Below are 23,018 nucleotides of genomic sequence, written 5' to 3' on the forward strand. Positions count from 1 at the left end.
AATTTTATAATAAGAAGAAGCTGTTCCATTTGAAACAGCTTCCTCCAAATTTTGGAGTCTTTTAGTAAACTTCCTGTTTAGTAGATACCCATTGCAGCAAGAGCAATAGCAGCTGCAGTAGCGATAATAGGAATAACAATGGCTACTACTGCAATATCTTTATAGCTTTCTTTATGTGATAATCCAGTAATGGTTAAAAGTGTTAATACGGCACCATTATGCGGAAGAACATCTAGTCCTCCAGATGATAGGGATGCAATACGGTGAAAGGCCTCCGGACTAATTCCCGTGCTTAATGCAATTTGATAATATTGATCTCCTAATGCTTCCAACGCAATACCCATTCCACCTGAAGCAGACCCAGTGGCACCAGCTAATAAGTTAACAGCGATAGCTTCTGAAATAAGTGGGTTACCTGGAACATTCATGAGCATTTCTGTAAGCTTTTTAAAACCAGGGACTGCTTGTACAACTGTTCCAAACCCTACTGCGGCACTTGTGTTTATAATTGCCGTAACAGACCCTACTGCTCCACCATTAATGGAAGGTACAAAACCTTTTATTCTCGAAATGTTTAGTAATAGAATAAGTAAGATACCAGAAAGTAGTGAAACAACAATATGCCAATCTAATAAATTTAAAGTTAATAAGACCATTAAAAGAGGTAATAATGACAAATAAACGTTCGGCGTATGTTCAACAACTTTTATGGAACTCTTGTCCTTCGGTTCAACAAAGCCTTCCCCTTTAGCGGTGAGCTGTTTTTCACGCCAAATTAAATAGTAGTAACCACCAAACCCCATAATAAGCGCTGCAACGATACCCATGATTGGTGCTGCCATGGCATTCGTATTGAAATAAGGCATTGGAATTAAGTTCTGGATTTGTGGCGTTCCTGGTAACGCTGTCATTGTGAACGTGAAAGCACCTAATGCAATAGTAGCAGGCATAATCCGTCTAGAAATATTAGCTTCACGGAATAAGGACAACGCTAGAGGATAAACAGCAAATACTACAACGAATAAACTAATTCCCCCATACGTTAACACAGCACAAGATAGTAATACCCCTAAAATAGCTCGTTTTGTACCCATTAACCTGGACAATACAGTGGCAATGGATTTTGCCATTCCTGTATCTTCCATTAACTTACCAAAGATAGCACTTAGCATGAAAACTGGAAACCAGTTCTTCGCAAAGTTGACAAACCCACTCATGTACGTGTTCGTATAAGCATCTAACAGGTCTAAGCCGCCAGTTAGCGCTACAACCCCAGCTGCTATTGGTGCAACCCAAATGATGGACCATCCCATGAATGCGAGGGTCATTAAAACGATTAGACCTAGTATAATTCCAAACATAACTACACCCCTCAATAATCAATATAATAATGGAAGTCTCGGCATTTGCACACCCTGGTCATACAAGTGCCGAGATGTTAACTTCTTATCGCAAAACCATATTAAAGCGTGTTCAAAACTCCCATGTCTTTATAGACACCACGATAAATGAAAACTATTTTGACTGTGCTAAATTTGGAAGTTGATTTACGCTTCAGGCACTCGCTTCAATCAACTTCGTTTGAAAATAAACAATGTATTAAAACATAGTTTTCGTATAAAATTACTGGCAAGTGTATCCTCCGTCTAAAACAACTGCTTGACCTGTAATTCCTTTTGCTTTTTCACTTGCTAAGAAAATAGCATAGTCAGCAATTTCTTGAACGTCTAGTAAACGTTTTTGTGGTACTAATGGGTAGAGGACTTCTTCCTTTACTTTTTCAACTGGTACATTACGAGTTCTAGCAAGGTCTTCAAATTGACCTCGAACAAGTGGTGTATCCACATATCCTGGACAGATAGCGTTTACAGTAATACCGTAATCAGCAGCTTCTAGGGCAGCAACCTTCGTTAAACCAATTACCCCATGTTTTGCACTGTTATAAGCAGATTTACCTGCAAATCCGATAAGTCCATTAATGGATGCCATGTTAATAATGCGGCCAAAGCCTTGTTCCTTCATGATAGGGAATGCATATTTCGTGGCGATAAATGGTGCAATTTGCATTACCTTAATCATAAATTCGAATTTTTCTGTTGGGAACTCTTCGATTGGCGACACATGCTGTAAGCCAGCATTATTAAATAAAACATCTAATCTTCCATATTTCTCTACCGTTGCTTCAATGGCATTTTTAATATCTTCTTCTTTTGTCACATCTACTTTTAACCCTAAACAATCAAAACCTTCATTTCGTAGATTTTCAGTAACTTCCTTAATTTTTTCTTCATTAATATCTGTAAAAACTACACGATTTCCATCCTTAAGAAATGCTTCACCAATTTGATATCCAATTCCACTAGCTGCCCCCGTAACAAAAACTACTTTCTTTTCCATCTTACATTCCCCCAATAATTTTTTTCGAAAAGGCTTGGAGAAGCGGAAGGCGTCCGCCTACAGCGTATCCAAGCAGAATAATATATTCTTAATTCTCCATCTCCACAACACTTGCAACTCCCATACCGCCACCAATACAAAGGGTAGCTAAGCCGTAACGGGAATCCCTTTTCTTCATTTCATGCAATAACGTAACTAAAACACGCGCTCCACTTGCACCAATGGGATGGCCTAAAGCAATAGCCCCACCGTTAACATTTAACTTTTCCCTTGGAATTTCTAAATCATTGCCTACTGCTAATGCTTGGGCCGCAAAGGCTTCATTTGCTTCCACTAAGTCCATGTCATTTAATGTAACACCTGCTTTTTCCAAAGCTTTTTTCGTAGCTGGAACAGGACCAATTCCCATAATTTCCGGATCCACCCCAGCAGATCCATTTCCACGAAGAACCGCTAAAGATTTAATTCTTAGAGATGCTGCTTTCTCTCTGCTCATAAGAACAAGAGCAGCAGCTCCATCGTTAATTCCAGAAGCATTTCCCGGTGTTACAGTTCCGTCTTTCTTAAATGCTGGCTTTAATTTCCCAAGTTTCTCCGCTGTAACGCCAGCTCTTGGGAATTCATCTTTAGCAAAAACAATTGGATCACCTTTACGTTGTGGAATTTCCACTGGAACAATTTCATCTTCGAATTTGTTTGCGTTTATTGCTGCTTCCGCTTTTTGCTGGCTCCACGCAGCAAACTCATCTTGCTGTTCCCGATTGAATCCGTATTTTTCCACAATATTTTCTGCTGTTACTCCCATGTGGTAGTCATTAACTGCACATAGCAAACCATCCTGAATCATGCTGTCTATCATTTTCCCATTGCCCATTCTATAGCCAGTACGCCCTTCCATTAGAAGGTAAGGGGCAAGACTCATGTTTTCCATGCCACCTGCCACAACAATGTCTGCATCCCCTAATTGGATCGCTTGAGCACCATAATGAACAGCTTTCAAACCTGATCCACATAACTTATTAATGGTTGTGGAGGCTACCTCCACTGGTACTCCTGCCTTAAGAGCTGCTTGTCTGGCAGGGCCTTGACCAAGTCCTGCTTGAAGAACATTCCCCATAATGACTTCATCTACCTGATCTCCCTTTAATCCAGCTCGTTCTAGAGCTCCTTTAATGACAATGGCTCCTAATTCAGTAGCTGGGGTCTTACTTAGGGATCCCATAAAGCTTCCAATTGCTGTTCTGACAGCGCTTACTATAACAACCTCACGCATATAACACCCTCCTATTATTCAATGACTCTACTATCCTTTAGCTGTGAGCTATGCCAGCTCTGGAATTCTGAAGTTCGCTTCTGTTCTATCAATTACCGTTTGCAGGTCCACACCCTCTTGCAACTCCTCTAAAACTAAACCGTCCTCCGTTACAGTAAAAACGGCCAACTCTGTAATAATCACGTCTACGACGCCTTTTCCCGTTAACGGTAATCTGCACTCTTCGAGGATTTTAGGTGCTCCTTTTTTGGAACAATGCTCCATCGTCACAATTACATTTTTGGCACCTGTCACTAAGTCCATAGCACCACCCATTCCTGGAACCATTTTTCCTGGGATCATCCAGTTCGCAAGGTTACCGTACTGGTCCACTTCTAATCCTCCAAGAACCGTAACATCCACATGCCCCCCACGAATTAACTGAAATGAAAAGGAACTGTCGAAAAAGGCTCCCCCCGGATTAATTCCTGCAGGCTGTCCACCTGCATTTACGAGTTCCCCTTGAGGTTCACCCTTTACAGGTCCAAGGCCAATAAAACCATTTTCTGATTGGAGAATGACATTAACCCCTTCCCTTAAGTAATTGGGAATTAATGTAGGTAATCCAATGCCAAGGTTAACAACATCACCGTCATTCATCTCTTTCGCTGCACGTGCAGCAATAATTTCTTTTGCAGTCATATTTACTGTCCTCCTACAACAATTTTGTCCACTACGATACCTGTAGTTGCCACCTCATGTGGATCAATTTCCCCTATTTCCACAATCTCGTCCACTTCCGCAATGACTAAATCAGCAGCCAATGCCATCATCGGGTTAAAGTTGCGAGCGCTTTGGTTATAGACAAGATTTCCAAACTTATCTGCCTTTTTAGCTTTAATAAGGGCAACCTCCGCACGCAAAGGTTTTTCTAACAAAAACTCCCGACCATCAACTTCCATTTTTTTCTTTCCTTCTTCTACGACTGTCCCTACACCAGTTGGAGTTAAAATTCCACCAAGTCCTGATCCCCCGGCACGCACTCGCTCAGCGAGGGTTCCTTGAGGTACTAATTCCACCTCTAATTCCCCTTGAATCATCTGTCTCCCAGTTTCCGGGTTCGTCCCAATATGTGATGCGATAAGTTTTTTTACTCTTTTATTAACAATCAAAGGGCCAACACCCTTATCTTCCGTTGCTGTGTCACTTGCAATTAGGGTTAATCCCTCTACATTTGACTCCAATAAAGCAGATACTAACACTTCCGAAGTACCTACCCCCATGAACCCACCAGACATAACAGTCATTCCATTTTTAAACATTGGTATGAGTTCGTCATATGAAGTAATTTTACTCATAAAAAAGCACCTCCAAGATATGATGATTGTCTTCCAATCACTCACCCTATTAATAAGCAATTTCTGTGCCAACTTTTAAAAAAATGCTTTCTTAAATAATTTTTTATAATAAAAATGTCCATAACCTTAGAAAACGCTTACTTATTTTGACGTGAGGTTTTTTATTTTATTTTTTAGACTAAAAAAATAGTGACAGTAACCCTTCCTCTACAATTCCGGAAAAATGGAATTTTCCACTTTTCCGGAAAAAATAAATGTCACTTTTCCGGAATGGCGGAAAAGTGCTTTTTTTCCCAAGGATGTTTTGGTAAACTTTGTTGCTTTTTTGAACAAGCTTGGGGAAGCGGAAGGGGTCCGCCTGTAGCGAATCCAAGCGATACAACATGTTCTTGGCGCAGGAGTAACCTTTTAAAAAAACAGCCTTCCAAAAAGAAAAAGAGGACGAGTCCAAAAGGTGTTTTATACCTTTTGACTCATCCTCTTAGCATTGTTTATTTTTATCCCACAAGTAATCACTCTCAGTGCAATTTCCCGGAGTTATGATATTTTAAAAAGGTCGTAGTCACCTAGATACTAGATTCCACTTTTCAATAAACAGGTGTACTTGCCCTTTCACGTTCACTGCAAACTCTTCATCTTTCGGATCAGCAAAGAATCGAGCTGTAAACACTTCGGATCCACCATTGATAAAAATTTCAACGGAACTTGTATCTAAATATATATAAAGTTCCTCTAATTTCGGAAGTTCACAGCTCCTACTTTCGACCTTGCCATCCTTAAATCGTTTTCTCTGCAACGTAAAAAGATTTTGGTCTTGATTGTACGTTAGCTTTAGATGACTACGTATATTTAACTCGATTGTTTCAGCCTCAAGATGTTCAAACCGTATCTTCAATTCACTGACAACACCAGCTAGTTTTTCCCACGACTTTTCTTCATTTTCTAACTTTACATTATACTTTATACCATCTTCTTGTCTTAACTGCTTCAGTTCTGTAACGGGCTTTTGTATGAGCTTTTCCCCCTCTAACACCAGTTCTCGGGGAATCGTTAATGCATGAACCCAGCCTTTTTCTATCGTTGGTTGATACACTTCCTGTTCATCCGTTATTCCCATCCAACCGATCATAATCCTTCTGCCACGCTCATCTTCAAAGGTCTGAGGCGCATAAAAATCAAAGCCCCGATCAAGCTCAGTAAATTCTCCATGCAAATATTCTGTTGTTCCTACTTTCCATTTACCGATAAAATAACCTGACTGAAACTCATTTTGATAAAGATGGCCTTTCGCTTCCACCCCTTGGGGAGAAACGAGCAAAACATCCTTCTCGCCTAACTTAAAAAAATCAGGGCATTCCCACATATAGCCTAAATCAGTCAATCCATTTAACTTGCTTCCTGCTAGAATTCCTATATGATTCCACTCTTTTAAATTGGTTGAAGAAAAAAGGGCAACAACTCCTTCTTTATTGAGATTTTGTGCCCCTACAACAGCATACCAAACATCTTCTCGCTTCCATACTTTCGGATCTCTAAAATGAGACGTATATTCCTCAGGTAAAAAAAGTACAGGCCCCTTTTTTTCAAACTTTAATCCATCGGAAGAAACAGCCATACATTGATAGGTTTCCCGTTTATCCTCTCCATGTTTTACATTTCCTGTGTAAAACAAAACCAATTCCCCATTAGCTTCAATCGCACTTCCAGAGTAACAGCCATCTTTCTCATACCATTCATTGGGCACAAGTGCTGGTTGCTGCTCTTGCCAATGGATCAAATCACGGGACGTATAATGCCCCCAAAACTTAGATCCATGTGCCGTTTGAAACGGATTCCACTGATAAAATACATGGTATGTCCCTTTATAATGAATCAGTCCATTGGGGTCATTTAATAACCCTGTTGGGGGCATTAAGTGAAAATGAAGACGGTATGGATCTAATTGTATATTCTCTTTATTATCTTCGACTTTCTTATACGCTTTCTGAAGTAAATCTACTTGATTCATGTTATAAAACTCCTGTTTTTTGAGTCATTCATTCCTATTCACTTCTTAGAAGGATCAACCGTTTTCTAAGAAGTGAACTTTATTATTTTTTGTTTTCCAGCATTTTATCTGAGTATCCAAACATCCAAGTTAAAGTGAACGCCGTTCCAATAGCAATAAAGTTTACAAGCAAGTAAAGCAAAATTTGGCCGTTTAGGTAAAGTAATGTTCCTGGAATAACGGTAATGGCCATTCCTGTTGCTTTTAATCCAAAGATCGATGCAAAAAATCCTCCAACTCCTCCACCAATTAACCCCATCAAAAATGGTTTTCCATAGCGTAGGTTGACACCAAAAATTGCTGGCTCTGTAATCCCCAAGAAAGCAGATAGTGAAGAAGGAAGTGCCAACGCTTTTAGCTTCCTTGCTTTCGTCTTTAACCCAACAGCTAAAGCTGCCCCGCCCTGCGCCGCAACTGCACAAGTAACAATTGCGTTATACGGGTTAAACCCAAATCTCTCCAGTAATTGAATTTCAAGCATATTAAATACGTGGTGTACACCAGAAATAACAATTATTTGATTAAAAAATCCGATTAAAATTCCACTAATACCAAAAGGCCATTCAAGAACAGCAACAGTTCCTCTTAAAATTATTTCTTCTACCATGTGGAAAATTGGTCCAATTGCAAACAACGCTAATGCGATCATAATAAGTAGTGTTAAAAATGGTGTAACGATCAAATCAAATGCATCAGGTACCCTTTTTCGAATTTGCTTTTCCAATTTTGCTCCAATGATTCCCGCAATAAACGCTGGAAGTACTGATCCTTGGTAACCTATAACTGGGATAAATCCAAGAAACATGAGTGGTTCAACACTTCCACTAGCGACACCCCATGCATTAGGAAGTGCAGGACTAACAAGCATCAACCCTAGTACAATTCCGATTATCGGTGACCCGCCAAAAACTCTGAACGTAGACCATGCAACAAGGGCTGGTAAAAAGATAAATGCCGTATCCGTTAAAATTTGCGTGAACAGCAGGAAATTTTCCGAAATGTCATCCGGTGTCATCCCAAACAGCGCAAGAACTTGCTCTTGCATAACAAGCCCTCTAAACCCCATAAACAAACCAGTAGCAACAAGCGCCGGAATAATGGGTACAAAGACATCCCCAAACGTACGAATTGCCCTTTGGAATGCATTCCCGCTTTTCGCTGCTTTTTTTGCCTGCTCAGATTTTGTTGCTCCTCCAATGCCAAGCTTTGTGACTTCCTCATAAATCTTATTTACCGTTCCTGTCCCAAAAATAATTTGATACTGGCCAGAATTATAAAAAGCTCCCTTAACTTTGTCTGTATCTTCTATTCTAGCTTGATCCACTTTCTCCTTATCACTTATCATAATCCGTAATCGAGTTGCACAATGGGCAACGGAAATTATATTATCTTCTCCCCCTACTGCTTCAATAATCTCTTTTGCAATTTGATGATTTTCAGCCATTATTACCGCTCCTTTTTTCTCCTTCTTATGGTAGCTTTAATATGGAATCGATTCCACAATTTAATAAAAAATATTGTGGAATCGATTCCACAAACATAAATATTATTGGATCCATTTTACGTATTGTAAAAAAAGATCCAGCAAATTAATATTATTGTTTTTCATAATAAGAAAGAGTTATTATTTTTGTTATCGTTCTCAAAACGATTATATGCTATCTCGTTCTAGAAGTCTATAATTTAATTTTACCTTTTTTTCCCTCTCTTTATTTGTATTAATTTGTTCTAATAAAATCTGAGCAGCTTGTTGTCCAGCTTTCTCATTCTCATAATCCATCGTAGTTAAAGGAGGATGAACAAAACGAGAAATCTCAGAAGCGCCAATTCCAGCAACGGAGATATCCTTTGGAATTTGAAGGCCTTTTTCTCTTAAAAATTGCATTGCTCCAATTGCTATCCTGTCCGTAACCCCAAAAACAGCATCAGGAAACGGACCTCCCCCTGCTTTATGAATAATCTGCTTCATCGCTTCGTAGCCAGACTCAATATCAAATTTGCCTTTCTCCATCCATTCTTCCCGCAACAAAAGACCGTGTTTTTTTATTGCATCGATAAAACCTTGTTTCCTATCATAACCAACTGCACGATCCGATTCATCCACTCCAATAAATGCGAGATTTTTACGTCCCTTCGCAATAAGGAGCTCTGTCATTGCTTTCGCTGCCTCGTAATCATTATACGTCACACATGATACTCCTGAAATATCTTGTCCGATGGCTACAAAAGGAAGATTTAGCTGATTAATTTCCTCCTTTAGCTTAGAGTTAATATTGGTGGCAATCAGAATGACTCCATCTACTTGTCTACTTTTTAATAGACGTAAATATTCCATTTCCTTTTGAACATCTAGATTCGTACTAGTAAGGAGGATTTGGTACCCATGCTCCTGAAATACATCATTCATTCCATTCACAATTCGGCCAGAAGTTTCTGTGCTCAGTTTTGGAAGAATCACTCCAATTACCTTCGTTTTCTTTGTCCGAAGTGATTTTGCATGCTGACTCGGTACATATCCCGTCTCCTCGATAACAGCCAGCACCCGTTTCCGTGCCTCTTCGCTTACATATCCAGAATCATTTAATACACGTGACACTGTCGTTCTTGAAACTTGGGCCATTTCAGCAATTTTTTTTATGGTTAACATTCAAATAACACCCCCAAACCATTGTTTTAGAGAATTATAAATAGTTAAAACTCACTTTTCGTTTCTGAAAACACAATTATAGCTTTTTCAGAAACAAAAAAAAAGTGTACATGTATACACCTTTAGAAATAAATCAGTATGCAACATAAAAGGAGCAGGAAGTTTTATCCGATTCCTGCTCCCCTATTTATTAATATACGTTTAAATCATTTTTAGCGATAAGTTTTTTCTAATAGATGACTTATGCCACCGACAATTACACCTAATATAGCTCCGGCAAAGACTTCCTCAGGCTGATGGCCAAGCTTCTCTTTTAATTGCTTTTCTTTTCGTTCATGGTAACTGCCAGTGGACTCTCCTGCTAATTGTTCTACTTTGGCTTCTAATTCATTTACTTTAATTGCAGTCTCCCCAGCATGTCTTCGTATCCCCTGTGCATCGTACATGACTAATAAACCAAAAATAACCGATAATGCAAAGTCCAGTGTTCTTATCCCTAATTTTAAGCCAGTGTAGGTCGCTAATGATGCAACACCAGCGGAGTGGGAGCTGGGCATTCCACCCGCTTCAAAAAAGGTTTCCCAAGCCCACTTTTTTGTTTCCCTTTGCTTTAAAGGTATTTTCAAGAATTGGGCAATAACAATTGCAATTAATGATGTTACGATCCCTCTACTCACCCTAATCACCTCTCTGATTAGTTTTCGGGAAATAGGCCTAATCTATACAGTGAGATATAAATATATTTGGCCAAGAGCATTTACTGTTATGTTCCACAATAGGTTCGGTAAGGGCCGGCAGATGGATCTGGTAGTTTGCAGTACTCTGTTTTTCCAGGCGAAAGCTCGTAAGGATTGGAAAGAACATCAAGCAACTGCTCCATCACACTAAAGTCCTCCTGTTCCACTGCTGCTTCCAATGCCTCTTCTACCCGATGATTTCTTGGAATTACTGCAGGATTCTTGCTCTGCATCAGCTCAATGGACGTGTCTTTCGATTGATCCTGCCTAGCTAACCTCTCTAGCCATTGCTTATGCCACTGTTTAAATTCTTCTGCTTCGAACAATTCCATTTCCGACAGTTCACCTAATGTTAAATTACGGAAGGTATTAGTAAAGTCAGCGCTATGTTTTTGCATGAGTCCAAGGAGAGCCTCTATTAAGGCTTCATCTCCTTGCTCTTCGTTAAATATCCCTAGTTTTGCCCTCATCCCTCCGATCCAATTACTTTTAAATAACTTAGAATAATTGGATATTGCATCCTGTGCCATTTCTAAGGCTTGATCCTCATCCTCATGAAGGAGAGGCAATAGGGTTTCAGCAAATCTAGCCAAATTCCATCCACCAATACCTGGCTGATTTCCATACGCATAGCGGCCTTGTCTATCAATAGAACTAAATACGGTTGCTGGGTCATACGTATTCATAAAGGCACATGGTCCATAATCAATCGTTTCTCCACTGATGGTCACGTTGTCCGTGTTCATTACCCCATGGATAAAACCAACTAGCTGCCATTTTGAAATCAACTCAGCTTGCCTTTTAATTACAGCATTTAAAAGGGAAAGATACGGATTCTCATCCTCTTCAGCATCTGAAAAATGTCGCTTAATAGCATAGTCCGCAAGCTCCCGAAGCTCCTCATCCGTTCCAAATCTTGCAGCATATTCAAAGGTACCAACACGAAGGTGACTTGCAGCCACACGGGTCAGGATAGCACCGGGCAATTCTGTCTCACGATATACTGGCTCTCCTGTTGTCACAACTGCTAAACTGCGGGTAGTGGGGATACCAAGGGCATGCATGGCTTCGCTAATAATATATTCCCTTAGCATCGGCCCAAGTGCCGCTCTCCCATCACCACCACGTGAGTACGGTGTTCTACCAGATCCCTTTAGCTGAATATCCATCCTCTCACCTTGTGGAGTCATTTGTTCTCCTAGAAGAATAGCCCGACCATCTCCCAGCATCGTAAAATGACCAAATTGATGGCCAGCATATGCTTGGGCAAGTGGCTCTGCCCCCTCGGGAATTTGATTCCCCGCAAAGACAGCTGTACCATCCTCCTCACCTTTTAAAGCATCGGCCTTTAAGCCGAGAAAGGATGCCAAAGTATCGTTAAATATAATCAACTCCGGTGAACGAACCTGGGTAGGATTGATGGTGGAAAAAAATGTTTTCGGAAGCCTACCATAACTATTCTTCAGGTTCCAGCCTGTTTCTAATCCTTCATTACTCATTTATGTACCTTCCTTTCTTTTTTAACTAGCTGTTTTCTAAAAGGAGTCACCGCCTTTCGCTCCTCCAAGCTCTTCAAAAAAAGCAATAAAGTTTACGAAAACAGCCTTTAACTAAAATAATACAAAGCTCATTCATTAGTTTCTTCTTCAACATGTTATAATATCCTGCCGCATTTTATGTATATTCAGTAATCCATTTCGGACTATTCCCTATAAAACCAATAATGGGACAGGAGATTGACCTCCTGTCCCGTTAAATATCTAAAAGTTATTTAAGATTGTCAACTGCTGCTCTTTCGATTGCAAGTCCTTTTTTGTAACGTTCCATAAATTGTTCAAAGCCTTCTACATCCTTAGGGTCAGGGGACATAGTCTTACCTTGTTGACCTGCAAACACTTTCTGATTTAAATAGTCTTCTAATGTTTCGTTATTCTCTTTGTTAGCCATATAAGATGCAAGAAGGGCGATACCCCATGCTCCTCCTTCTCCTGCCGTTTCCATAACAGAAACAGGAACATTAAGAGCCGCAGCCAAGAAACCTTGTCCTACGCCTTCTGTCTTAAACAAACCACCGTGACCTAAAATTTGATCAAGCTTCACTTCTTCTTCTTTGAGAAGAATATCCATGCCTATTTTCATCGCGCCAAATGCTGTAAACAAATGTACACGCATGAAATTAGATAAATTGAAATTGCTTTCTGAAGAACGAACAAATAATGGACGACCTTCTTCAAAATGAGTCATGTGCTCACCGGAAAGGTAACCATAAGATAATAGGCCGCCACCATCGGGATCTCCTTGAAGGGCTTGCTTAAATAAAGTTCCATATAATTCATTCGCGTCTACATTCATACCCACTGCTTTTGCAAATTCATCAAACAATCCTACCCATGCATTCAAGTCGGAAGAGCAATTATTTGAGTGAGCCATCGCTACTAGATTACCTGTAGGTGTCGTAACAAGATCGATTTCAGGATGTACTTTAGACAAATCTTTTTCCAGTACAACCATTGCAAAAGCTGAAGTACCTGCAGATACATTACCAGTGCGTTTCGCAATACTGTTTGTTGCAACCATCCCAGTTCCTGCATCACCCTCTGGCGGACAAAGGGGAATACCAGCTTGAAGCTCTCCTGTAACATCCAGAAGCTTAGCTCCTTCTTCTGTAAGTACTCCTGCATTTTCTCCTGCTAACAAGACCTTAGGGAGAATATCTTCTAATTTCCAAGGTAAATTATTAGGAGCTACCAAATCATTGAATTGACCGATCATTGTTTGATTGTAGTTCTTCGTTTCTAAGTCAATTGGGAATACACCAGATGCTTCACCAACTCCTAGAACCTTCTCTCCTGTTAGTTTCCAATGGATATAACCGGCTAACGTTGTTTGAAAGCTAATGTCGGCAATATGTTCTTCCTGATTCAAGATTACTTGATACAGGTGAGCAATACTCCATCTTTGAGGAATATTGTAGTTAAATACCTCTGTTAATTTTGTAGAAGCCTGTTCAGTAATATTATTACGCCATGTACGGAAAGGTACGAGAAGTTCTCCATCTTTGTCGAAAGCCATATAGCCGTGCATCATGGCACTAAAACCAATGGATCCTACTGTTTTTAAGGTGACTCCATATTGCTGTTTCACATCGTTTGCCATCTTTTGATAGCTGTCTTGTAATCCCTTCCAAATATCCTCAAGACTGTATGTCCAGATATTGTTTACATAGCTATTTTCCCAGTCATAGCTCCCGGATGCGATCGGTTCATTGTTTTCTCCAATGAGAACTGCTTTAATTCGAGTAGAACCAAATTCAATACCAAGTGCTGTTTTGCCACTTTCAATGGCATTTTTTACATCAAGACTCATGTGATTTTCCTCCAATAACTGATTAAAGTGATTTATGTAAAAAAATAAATGCTGTTTTCTAATAAATTGTTGCTTATTGACAACTTGTCACTCGAATCCGTTTCAGTCTCCGCCTTTCACTCCTTCGAGTTATCAAAATAACAACAATCTATGTGGTAAAGAGCTAAAATAGATTTTCCAAAGTATTCGTTTACAATTGTTATTAACATGTGCATGTTTATTATATATCGATAGGATCATTTTTACTATTTTCTATAATGGTTTTAACTTAATGACCCTTTTTCATTATACATTATAACATAGTTAAAAGGGCAACTCATTAATAAAAATATAAACATTTCGTAAATTCATTAATTAAACATTCCTCCTTAGTTCCACTTGGCTAAACCCTTGTAGATTTCTTGTTACTTTCCCAGTTCTAGCACTTCTTCACCTGACCATTTTTTCATAATAGCTTCATACTCTTCTTGAGTAACGTTTATTACGGATCCATGCCTCTTTTTGAAATTGCCTAAGGAGTATTCCGATGAATGTAAAATAGTGAATTCTGCGCTTAATAAATCAGTTGTTCTTAAAGGTAGATACCCTAATCCTGCAATATACTGGTCAACCATTAAGATCCATTCATCTCTATCATTGATGATTTCAGTTACGCTTACCACATCGGGATTATTTGTTTCCCAAGTGATCGTTGCACCTGCTTCGCTTCGTGATGGTAATGTAATATTGCCACGAATATCATCAGCGTTTGGAATTTGCAAATTGGCTTTTGTTATTTCAACGATTTTCTCAGCAGACAAAGGTTTAATCAAATCATTTTCCTTATCCATAGAACCCTCCGTTTCAATTGCTTGTTTGGGGAAAAATGAAATCAATAAGTAATGAAAGATTCATGAAGCATCCCTCGTCGCTGACAAAGTTTGCGAAAAGAGCCATGAAAAGAATTCCTCTCATCCCATTACTACATTTATTCCTGTTATCATTATTAGTTTATTTTCTCTATTAATCTCACATTTCCTGCATTAACTAATTTCTTAAGTAATATTGTTATTTGCCGGTTTATTTTACGAATTTCTCCTATAAATAAAGTGCAAATGTATTATTGGCATTACCTTAACGTAAATTACTAATAAGTCTAATTTTATAATAAAAAAAGGAATGATCGGCTTGGAATGTTGGTTAATTTACGTACACGGACATGTTCAAGGGGTTGGATTTCGTTATTTCGTTCATAGCGAAGCTCTGACACAAAATATAAATGGATGGGTAAAAAACAATATGGATGGAACAGTAAGTATTTACGCTATTGGCAAACGTCCCATTCTTGAGAACTTTCTCTCTAGAGTGAAAAAAGGATCACCCTTTTCAAGAGTAAATGAAGTCATAGTGGAGAAGCAAAACAATTGGACAAACCTATCAACCTTTAAAATAAAGTACTAAAAATAATATCTTTTTACTTCATTGTATAGATTATTTATCTCCTTCCTTCTCTTCCACAATAACTTTTTGTCCATTTTAGTTCTAAAAATTTTATATGAATAATATTATCTCCATATACAATATTGAACGTAGCTAAAGTAATAATCTAGCTATTCTCATCTCTGGTTAAAGTAAATATATTAATATATGTTTGAAAGTTTAGAAGTAACGGGAATAAATAATACAATTATTAATAAAAATGTAACAATTTCGTTCTTCTTCATGTAAACCACCGGGTTATAATGTAAGTGTTATAACCTTTTCCGTTGGTGTTTCATCTATTTGTCCTTCATCTGTTTAAATATATTAATTTAGCAAGCATATTTCTTTTAAAACAAATAATAGTTTATTATAATGATTACATAATAATAATTATAGTCTTCTAATTTTTCTTACGATTAGAAGCGTAATTAAATTTATAAACAAGGGGAGAAAAAAGTATGGATACTAAAGACAATGCGAACGTTGGAAAGTGCCCATTTAGTCACGGCGCCGCTACTAGTCCCAAATCTAGTGGCACGTCAAACCGAGACTGGTGGCCAAACCAGTTGAACCTCAATATTCTCCATCAACATGATAGAAAAACAAACCCTATGGGAGAAGACTTCGATTATGCAGAAGAGTTTAAAAAATTAGACTACGATGCCCTTAAGCAGGATCTTCATGAACTTATGACAGACAGTCAAGATTGGTGGCCTGCTGACTATGGACATTATGGTCCATTTTTTATCCGTATGTCTTGGCACGCCGCAGGTACATATCGTACAGGTGACGGCCGAGGTGGTGGTGGAACAGGCAACCAGCGTTTTGCACCACTTAACAGCTGGCCTGACAACGGTAACCTTGATAAAGCCCGTCGACTCCTATGGCCGATTAAGCAAAAATATGGTAATAAGATCTCTTGGGCCGATTTACTCCTTCTAGCAGGGAATGTTGCTATTGAATCCATGGGTGGAAAGACATTTGGTTTCGGAGCAGGACGCGCTGATATTTGGCATCCAGAAGAAGATATCTACTGGGGCTCTGAAAAGGAATGGCTAGAGGATAACCGATACTCTGGTGATCGCGAGCTTGAAAATCCACTTGCTGCCGTTCAAATGGGCCTTATCTATGTTAACCCTGAAGGTCCAAATGGTAAACCAGATCCTATTGCAAGTGCTCGCGATATTCGTGAAACCTTTGCAAGAATGGGAATGAACGATGAAGAAACAGTGGCACTCATCGCCGGCGGTCATACTTTTGGTAAAGCACACGGTGCTGGAGATGCTGCCCATGTTGGTCCTGATCCAGAAGCTGCTCCGATTGAAGCACAAGGCTTAGGTTGGTTAAGCACACACGGCAAGGGTAAAGGTCGTGATACCATCACTAGCGGTATTGAAGGCGCTTGGACTGCTAATCCTACCCAGTGGGATAATGGTTACTTTGATCTATTGTTTGGATATGAATGGTGGCTTACTAAGAGCCCTGCAGGAGCATGGCAGTGGATGGTTGTAGATCCTGATGAGAAGGATCTTGCACCAGATGCAGAAGATGCCTCCGTTAAAGTTCCAACGATGATGACCACAGCAGATATGGCACTGCGTCATGATCCAGAATACGAAAAGATCGCTCGTCGTTTCCATCAGAATCCAGACGAGTTTGCCGATGCATTTGCTCGTGCATGGTTTAAGCTTCTTCACCGTGACATGGGTCCTAAAGTAAGATATCTAGGCCCAGAAGTTCCAGAAGAAGATTTAATCTGGCAAGACCCTGTACCAGCTGGTAATTATGATTTAACAGATGCTGAAGTAGCTGATCTGAAAGGAAAAATCCTAGACTCAGGACTAACAGTAAGTGAGCTTGTAACAACAGCTTGGGCTTCTGCTAGTACGTTCCGTGGTTCCGATAATCGTGGTGGCGCTAATGGTGCCCGAATCCGCCTTGAACCTCAAAAGAATTGGGAAGTGAATCAACCAGAGCAACTTTCAAAAGTTCTTAGTGTACTAGAGGGGATTCAAAATAGTTTTGATAAAGAAGTTAGTATTGCAGATTTAATTGTACTCGGTGGTAGTGCTGCAATTGAAAAAGCGGCACAAGATGCTGGCTTTGATGTAACGGTTCCTTTTGCTCCTGGACGTGGCGATGCAACCCAAGAGCAAACGGATGTAGAAGGTTTCGAAGTCCTTGAGCCTGTCGCTGATGGATTCCGTAACTATCAGAAAAAACAATACAGTGTAAGTGCAGAAGAGCTCCTCGTAGACAAAGCTCAACTACTTGGTCTAACTGCACCTGAAATGACTGCCCTTATCGGTGGCATGCGTGTTCTTGGCACAAACCATAGTGGCACACAACACGGTGTATTCACGGATAGCGTAGGCACTCTCACGAACGACTTCTTTGTTAACTTGCTTGACATGGGAGTAGAGTGGAAGCCTGTAGAGGAAGGCGTATATGTAGGACGTGATCGTAATACAGGTGAAGTAGTGCGTACAGCAACGAGAGTAGACCTCGTGTTCGGTTCGAACTCCGTTCTACGTGCCCTTGCAGAAGTTTATGCTCAGGACGATAACAAAGAGAAGTTTGTCAATGACTTTATAGCTGCATGGGTTAAGGTAATGAATGCCGATCGTTTCGACCTTAAGTCGGTTGACCTTAAGAAAGCTCAACTAACAGGTAAATAAGTTTAAAGAAGGAACCGCCGTTATTATTTTATAGACGGCGGTTTTTCTTTAAAATGAGGCCTGTCTCCCTGGTTTGGATGGTGATGGTAGATATTATATGATGTAGCACCTTAACCTAGTTTTTTCGTACTTCCATATTTTCAAAGTCGATAATTAATTTATTTGCTAGAAAAAAATCACTACCTATGATCCCATCAAATCTATGCATTTCCCTAACATCACCGAGCTGTATAGTAAAATCATTGATTTGGAATTAATCAATTGTCATACCACTTACTTTACAATTCAACTATAGTCAACCTTACCCATTCACAAAATGGACGTCCCCATTAAATTGCACTTCGTTTCGTGTAGATTTTAGTTATTTACCTTAACAGTACCTATTATTAAAAAGGTAAAAGATTTGAAACTTGTATCCTTCGGTCTTTTTCTGTATTTTTTTAAAAGAAGATTAGTAATATAAATTAGGATACAAGATCAATAAGATAATACATCTTTAATGTATTTCTAAGTTTAATGGGAGTTTTGGATAAAAAAATTCGTAAGATTTGTGGAGGGGAAAGGAAAGTTGATCAATATGGAAGTAATCTCTTAGTAGTTATAAGGGTATATCATTGAAATGAAAGCATTTAGTAAACACTATTAAAAACATTAGCCAAAATAGACTCTAACACTCCCTTCTTTTTGTGCTGTTTCTAAACAGTTTTGTATAAAATTCAGGATTTGTTTTAGATCCCAATTTGAGTAATCACTTTCTAAAAGGGTAGAATCACCCTTAATGTATATTTTCTTAAAGTTATTCAAAGCCTTTTCTATTTGTTGTACTGAAAAAGTGGAAGTGTTGCCTGATCCACTCACTCCAGCATAGTAATCATAGGCATTGAGTACTTCGTACAGTATAGTGGCATTATAATTCCCCATGCTAAAACGTGCATAAGCAATTTCTTCTCCTGCTCTATTGAATCCAGAAATATCGTGACCCATTAAATAATCCTCCTTAAAATTTAAATTTAATACTAGAAAACGTTTACAGAGACTTTGAAAGCTTACTAGGAAAATTATAAATTCACATGACTAATCACCCCTTTCAGTTTTGATTTTTTATTAATTGATTTTTAAAAACAGATGGAAAAAAAGAGTCTTAAGTAGAATACGTGAAGTGAAAATAAAGAGGTTGTTCAAAAACGTTGGTATAATTCATCAGTTACTTCATTTTTCAGGGATTTCTTTGTAAAAGGTGTTAAAAAAATGGGTGTAAGAATCTAGAGGTAATGTGAGGTTTGTCTATATCATAGTTTCATTCAATTATACTTGTCAATAGTAAATGGTTCGACAAAATTCGAGTGTTATCTGGATTCAATACTGTATTGTTAATCTATTACAATAAAAGTAAGAGGCAACGCCCATAAAGGGTTAGTTGCCTTCTTCTAAAATGAATTGCGAGACGCACTCCACCTGGGTTGAATAGTGATCGCAGATAGAATGATGTAGTGGTGTTTACCTAATTTTTCTAGCAGAAAATTTTGCTTGAACTAAGCATTTTTATTTATTGCACTTAAATACAAGTTTAATGAGTCTTCTACTTCGATTGTGACTAAATTAATAAAGTCATCATATTCTTTCTTGGTATGTGCTTTATCTAATGCTTCGTAATAAGCAAGGCGATTTGCTACTTTAATAACAATTGGTGGAAAGCCGTCTTTCATAAGTTCTAAATTTAATAACAATCGTGATGTCCGGCCATTTCCATCAATAAAAGGATGAATACCAACAAAAATAGCATGTAACATAGCTCCCCGAGTAACTGGATGTAATTTCTTTGTTTCTGCTTGCTCATACCAAGTTATCAGCTGCTCCATCTCTTCTTTTATTAGATAAGGAGGTGGAGGTGTATGTTTGGCACCAGAAATAAAAACTTGCTGGTCTCGATATACACCTGCATATTGATCATCAATCCCTTTTAGTACAAGTCGATGTAAATTCTTAATCTGCCACTCCGATAAGGGTTCACCTTTTTGTACAATGTCCTCCACAAATTGAATCGCATCACGATGATTAAGGACCTCCAAGTGTTCGCGCATCGTTTTGCCGCCAACAGTAATCCCTTCTAGAACCACTTTCGTTTCGTTGATTGTTAACGTATTCCCTTCAATTGCATTTGAATTATATGTCCATTCGAGTAATAACTTTTCACGTAAACTTTTGACTGTATATTTAGGTAAAGGTCGATTAGCATCCAGAAGAGCCTTTTTTTGATTAATTTGTTCGAACATTGGCTTCACCTCTCTAATCTTGTACCAATTTAATTAAGAATTCAACGGGACACGGGAACGGGACACGGGGACAGGTTCACTGTCCCGTTCACTTCTGGGACGTCGAACCTGTCCCTTTGTCCCGAGCTGCTCTTAATATGACTTTTATTTCCTCTTCAGATAATCGCTTTATGTTTTTCATCAAAACGGTAACTCCTCATCATCCCAAGACTCAGAAATCATGGGCTTTTTCTTTCCACTTGTTTTTTTACTGTGAGTAGAGTTAACTGTCAGGACCGTTCCAAATTTTTTCTCATATAAATCACTAATCCAGACTTTTACAGGTGCTTTCCATTGCTCATTCCGTGTAGGGATATTTTTAATTAAACTCTTTGGTGTCATTCCCAATTCTTTTGCCATTTGTATATCAGCCTGATTTAATCGGCATCGTTTCTTTGCCTCTGCCCAAGTTGCAGTATTTTTCTTTTTAGACACTTCCATCCACCTTTTTTTACCACTCTATGTTTTCAGGATATTCAGTCGAAGCTTTTATTTCAGTCATATGGCAGTTATATTTTCTTGCTGCATCTAACACAGCTATCTCTACTGCTTGATACTCTCGACCCTTTTCTGCTAGTCGCTTAGCCATAATGGAAATGTTTTTTAACCGCTTTTCTTTATTCATTTCAATAAATTCACAATTCAATTCATCAACGTACTGTGTTGCATAATGATCAGACCAAGTATAGTCATGATTTACTAATTTTAATACTCTGTTATGTGATGTTTCTGGTATCGTTACTTTTAAACAAGTTGCAATAGCAGCCTGAAAGCTTCGAACTGTTGTAATCGATGTATCCCAAACATTTCGATAATCACTAAAGATATTATAATTATTCTTAGCCTGTTTTTTTGCATACAATTTAATAAAATCATTTAATGCCATTGTAACAAAAAGTATTTCTGGCCATAGAACATTACACGCTAGATAAATATTTTTGTCGTTTCCTACAATTGACAAGTACCTCCTCTTATCGTGATCGAGTCCATTTTCAACAAACTTGACTTCACGATTCCCCATTAAAGCATGGCGAATATCATAACAAGTACCAAGTACCCTTAATCTAGCCCCCTCATAAGCTTCCCACTCCCATTCATCACCTACAATTGTATGAAGTGAATTATAAAGTGCTTCAAAATCATGAAAATCTCCACATATCATTACTCCTGTATAGTTTGTAGTATTTCTTACTTCAATCATAATGAATCCCTCTCTAATTTGTTCTAAGGGCACTGAAAAAGTGGTGCTTTCCGAGGCCACTGAAAAAGGACGTTTTTCCCTTTTTCAGTGGTCTCGAAGCAATCAGCGAAGCCGTTGCAAGTTTTTAAAGCTTGCTATGAGTGGTTTTTTCATAGCAGGCGCGCAACGCGCGGAGCGATTGCTATTTTCTCAGCGAAAAATATATGACTTTTTCAGTGGCCTCGTGCTTTCCCACTTTTTCAGTCCCTCTAAGCAATGCGCGAAGCCGTTGCAATCTTTTGGAAGCCTACTATGAGTGGGTTTCTCATAGTAGGCGCGCAACGACGGAGCCATTGCAATTTAACTATTTGAGTTTCTCAGCAGCCTCGGACAGGTTCACTGTCCCGTTCACTTCTGGGACGCTGAAACTGTCCCTTTGTCCCTCTTCCTTTGTCCCTTAGCAGCTGTTCCATCTGTTAGTCTATCAATCTCTTTAAAGCTTGCTTGATTGAGCTGTTCTTGAATATCCATGAGGCTACTCCAATTACTAAATCTTTAACTCTAGTTTAGCCAAGAAACCACTTATTTAACAGTATAAATCCAATGAAAAAAGACATTAGGAGGTGTCCTAACGTCTAAATCGAAGAGAAAACTTTTGCACAATATAGACCCTAGGTCACTTGTTGAAGAAGATTTGCTAAAGTTATCCTTAAAACAGATATAATAAATTCAACAGAGTTTATTTTAAAACTATCTGCGAAACTACCTCAACCTGTGTGGACTGTAATTGACAACACACTGGGTGTTGGTGGGTTTATAAACAAAATATGAACTAATATTTAACAAATGAATAATTTAAGTAAAGAGTATTATTAAACAGCATCTAGGGTAAAATATAAAATAATGAATATTTTGATTAATATAGATCATTCTTAATAACAGTTAGAGGGTCTTATTAGTGTTGTGTAAGTTGTCAAATCATAAAGGTAACGAAGTTAAAAAGCAAAAAAATCATTACAGTTAAAACAGTTAAAACCATCTAATAACGAAAAAAACTTTGTAGAATTAATCGTTCATTAATTTATTTCGGTAATAATCTCCAAAATCTATTGGATAAATCACAGATTGTACACATATATTTTATACCAATATTATATGAATTATTAGTGTAATTCATTAGAAATTTGTTTTAGTTAAATAAAGGGTAATTTTAAAATATAAAGAACATATACCTTATTAAGGAAGCAGATAAGTATCTTATCCCTTGACAAAATATTACTTCCTGCATATACTAAAATTAACGATTAGTAAGAAATTACCTAAGTTAGGAGTTGCTACTTCCTGTATCCTCGAGATACAAAAAGTGCCCTATAAGATAGGAGTTGCTACTTCCTGTATCCTCGAGATACGAAAAGTGCCCTATAAGATAGGAGTTGCACTTCCTGTATCCTCGAGATACGAAAAGTGCCCTATAAGATAGGAGTTGCTACTTCCTGTATCCTCGAGATACGAAAAGTGCCCTATAAGATAGGAGTTGCTACTTCCTGTATCCTCGAGATACGAAAAGTGCCCTATAAGATAGG

Annotated in this window: 19 protein-coding genes; 2 read left to right on the forward strand and 17 right to left on the reverse strand. The window is 38.5% G+C overall.

The features are described 5' to 3' along the window. Positions 1 to 77: 77 nt before the first annotated feature. The 12 genes from J2S74_RS04225 to J2S74_RS04280 all read right to left on the reverse strand — a co-directional run bounded on the left by J2S74_RS04225 (position 78) and on the right by J2S74_RS04280 (position 14,616). Entirely contained in the window at positions 78 to 1,361 is a 1,284-nt protein-coding gene (locus tag J2S74_RS04225) for a GntP family permease (protein WP_307322238.1), read from the reverse strand. A gap of 262 nt (positions 1,362 to 1,623) precedes the next feature. Continuing rightward, positions 1,624 to 2,397: a 3-hydroxybutyrate dehydrogenase gene (locus J2S74_RS04230; RefSeq protein WP_307322241.1), complete on the reverse strand. Its 774-nt coding sequence runs from the start codon at positions 2,395 to 2,397 to the stop codon at positions 1,624 to 1,626. An 88-nt stretch (positions 2,398 to 2,485) separates the two neighbouring features. Then, positions 2,486 to 3,670, reverse strand: coding sequence for an acetyl-CoA C-acetyltransferase (locus tag J2S74_RS04235; protein WP_307322243.1), 1,185 nt, complete (start codon positions 3,668 to 3,670; stop codon positions 2,486 to 2,488). Between the two features lie 48 nt (positions 3,671 to 3,718). After that, positions 3,719 to 4,351, reverse strand: coding sequence for a 3-oxoacid CoA-transferase subunit B (locus J2S74_RS04240; RefSeq protein ID WP_307322246.1), 633 nt, complete (start codon positions 4,349 to 4,351; stop codon positions 3,719 to 3,721). Between the two features lie 2 nt (positions 4,352 to 4,353). Next, positions 4,354 to 5,007: an acetate CoA-transferase subunit alpha gene (atoD, locus tag J2S74_RS04245; protein WP_307322248.1), complete on the reverse strand. Its 654-nt coding sequence runs from the start codon at positions 5,005 to 5,007 to the stop codon at positions 4,354 to 4,356. A 562-nt stretch (positions 5,008 to 5,569) separates the two neighbouring features. Continuing rightward, complete coding sequence (locus J2S74_RS04250) at positions 5,570 to 7,015, reverse strand: glycoside hydrolase family 32 protein (protein ID WP_307322250.1); 1,446 nt, start codon at positions 7,013 to 7,015, stop codon at positions 5,570 to 5,572. 82 nt (positions 7,016 to 7,097) lie between these two features. Further along, positions 7,098 to 8,498, reverse strand: coding sequence for a sucrose-specific PTS transporter subunit IIBC (locus J2S74_RS04255; RefSeq protein WP_307322252.1), 1,401 nt, complete (start codon positions 8,496 to 8,498; stop codon positions 7,098 to 7,100). A gap of 207 nt (positions 8,499 to 8,705) precedes the next feature. Further along, positions 8,706 to 9,701, reverse strand: a complete 996-nt coding sequence (locus J2S74_RS04260) for a LacI family DNA-binding transcriptional regulator (protein ID WP_307322253.1) — start codon at positions 9,699 to 9,701, stop codon at positions 8,706 to 8,708. A gap of 212 nt (positions 9,702 to 9,913) precedes the next feature. Beyond that, positions 9,914 to 10,378 carry a divergent PAP2 family protein gene (locus tag J2S74_RS04265; protein WP_307322255.1) on the reverse strand — a complete coding sequence of 155 codons (465 nt, stop codon included), beginning with the start codon at positions 10,376 to 10,378 and terminating at the stop codon, positions 9,914 to 9,916. Between the two features lie 86 nt (positions 10,379 to 10,464). After that, a complete protein-coding gene (locus tag J2S74_RS04270) occupies positions 10,465 to 11,937 on the reverse strand; it encodes a protein adenylyltransferase SelO (RefSeq protein ID WP_307322257.1) in 1,473 nt (490 codons plus the stop codon). A gap of 268 nt (positions 11,938 to 12,205) precedes the next feature. Continuing rightward, a complete protein-coding gene (locus tag J2S74_RS04275; RefSeq protein ID WP_307322259.1) occupies positions 12,206 to 13,804 on the reverse strand; it encodes a xylulokinase in 1,599 nt (532 codons plus the stop codon). A gap of 404 nt (positions 13,805 to 14,208) precedes the next feature. Then, positions 14,209 to 14,616, reverse strand: coding sequence for an immunoglobulin-like domain-containing protein (locus J2S74_RS04280; protein ID WP_307322261.1), 408 nt, complete (start codon positions 14,614 to 14,616; stop codon positions 14,209 to 14,211). A 355-nt stretch (positions 14,617 to 14,971) separates the two neighbouring features. Between J2S74_RS04280 and J2S74_RS04285 the strand changes: the two genes are divergently transcribed. Both J2S74_RS04285 and katG read left to right on the forward strand, forming a co-directional pair. Next, complete coding sequence (locus tag J2S74_RS04285; RefSeq protein WP_307322262.1) at positions 14,972 to 15,244, forward strand: acylphosphatase; 273 nt, start codon at positions 14,972 to 14,974, stop codon at positions 15,242 to 15,244. A 479-nt stretch (positions 15,245 to 15,723) separates the two neighbouring features. Further along, on the forward strand, positions 15,724 to 17,943 hold the full coding sequence (gene katG, locus J2S74_RS04290; protein ID WP_307322265.1) for a catalase/peroxidase HPI: 2,220 nt from the start codon (positions 15,724 to 15,726) through the stop codon (positions 17,941 to 17,943). Positions 17,944 to 18,594: 651 nt separating this feature from the next. Here the strand turns inward: katG and J2S74_RS04295 are convergent. The 5 genes from J2S74_RS04295 to J2S74_RS04315 form a co-directional block, all read right to left on the reverse strand. Beyond that, positions 18,595 to 18,927 carry a hypothetical protein gene (locus tag J2S74_RS04295; protein ID WP_307322267.1) on the reverse strand — a complete coding sequence of 111 codons (333 nt, stop codon included), beginning with the start codon at positions 18,925 to 18,927 and terminating at the stop codon, positions 18,595 to 18,597. A gap of 548 nt (positions 18,928 to 19,475) precedes the next feature. Continuing rightward, entirely contained in the window at positions 19,476 to 20,216 is a 741-nt protein-coding gene (locus J2S74_RS04300) for a Fic family protein (RefSeq protein ID WP_307322269.1), read from the reverse strand. Between the two features lie 180 nt (positions 20,217 to 20,396). Then, entirely contained in the window at positions 20,397 to 20,690 is a 294-nt protein-coding gene (locus tag J2S74_RS04305; protein ID WP_307322271.1) for a hypothetical protein, read from the reverse strand. A 16-nt stretch (positions 20,691 to 20,706) separates the two neighbouring features. Then, a complete protein-coding gene (locus J2S74_RS04310; RefSeq protein WP_307322274.1) occupies positions 20,707 to 21,489 on the reverse strand; it encodes a DUF6904 family protein in 783 nt (260 codons plus the stop codon). Positions 21,490 to 21,843: 354 nt separating this feature from the next. After that, positions 21,844 to 21,966 (reverse strand): hypothetical protein, encoded by a 123-nt coding sequence (locus J2S74_RS04315; RefSeq protein ID WP_307322277.1) that lies wholly within the window; start codon positions 21,964 to 21,966, stop codon positions 21,844 to 21,846. Positions 21,967 to 23,018 lie beyond the last annotated feature (1,052 nt).

It is taken from the genome of Evansella vedderi, assembly GCF_030813435.1.
GTDB lineage: Bacteria > Bacillota > Bacilli > Bacillales > Salisediminibacteriaceae > Evansella > Evansella vedderi.

Excerpts from the sequence above, each read along its gene's own strand:
- J2S74_RS04225 (WP_307322238.1), bottom strand. The coding sequence starts at position 1,361 with ATGTTTGGAATTATACTAGGTCTAATCGTTTTAATGACCCTCGCATTC.
- J2S74_RS04230 (WP_307322241.1), bottom strand. The coding sequence starts at position 2,397 with ATGGAAAAGAAAGTAGTTTTTGTTACGGGGGCAGCTAGTGGAATTGGA.
- J2S74_RS04235 (WP_307322243.1), bottom strand. The coding sequence starts at position 3,670 with ATGCGTGAGGTTGTTATAGTAAGCGCTGTCAGAACAGCAATTGGAAGC.
- J2S74_RS04240 (WP_307322246.1), bottom strand. The coding sequence starts at position 4,351 with ATGACTGCAAAAGAAATTATTGCTGCACGTGCAGCGAAAGAGATGAAT.
- atoD (WP_307322248.1), bottom strand. The coding sequence starts at position 5,007 with ATGAGTAAAATTACTTCATATGACGAACTCATACCAATGTTTAAAAAT.
- J2S74_RS04250 (WP_307322250.1), bottom strand. The coding sequence starts at position 7,015 with ATGAATCAAGTAGATTTACTTCAGAAAGCGTATAAGAAAGTCGAAGAT.
- J2S74_RS04255 (WP_307322252.1), bottom strand. The coding sequence starts at position 8,498 with ATGGCTGAAAATCATCAAATTGCAAAAGAGATTATTGAAGCAGTAGGG.
- J2S74_RS04260 (WP_307322253.1), bottom strand. The coding sequence starts at position 9,701 with ATGTTAACCATAAAAAAAATTGCTGAAATGGCCCAAGTTTCAAGAACG.
- J2S74_RS04270 (WP_307322257.1), bottom strand. The coding sequence starts at position 11,937 with ATGAGTAATGAAGGATTAGAAACAGGCTGGAACCTGAAGAATAGTTAT.
- J2S74_RS04275 (WP_307322259.1), bottom strand. The coding sequence starts at position 13,804 with ATGAGTCTTGATGTAAAAAATGCCATTGAAAGTGGCAAAACAGCACTT.
- katG (WP_307322265.1), top strand. The coding sequence starts at position 15,724 with ATGGATACTAAAGACAATGCGAACGTTGGAAAGTGCCCATTTAGTCAC.
- J2S74_RS04295 (WP_307322267.1), bottom strand. The coding sequence starts at position 18,927 with ATGGGTCACGATATTTCTGGATTCAATAGAGCAGGAGAAGAAATTGCT.
- J2S74_RS04300 (WP_307322269.1), bottom strand. The coding sequence starts at position 20,216 with ATGTTCGAACAAATTAATCAAAAAAAGGCTCTTCTGGATGCTAATCGA.
- J2S74_RS04315 (WP_307322277.1), bottom strand. The coding sequence starts at position 21,966 with ATGGATATTCAAGAACAGCTCAATCAAGCAAGCTTTAAAGAGATTGAT.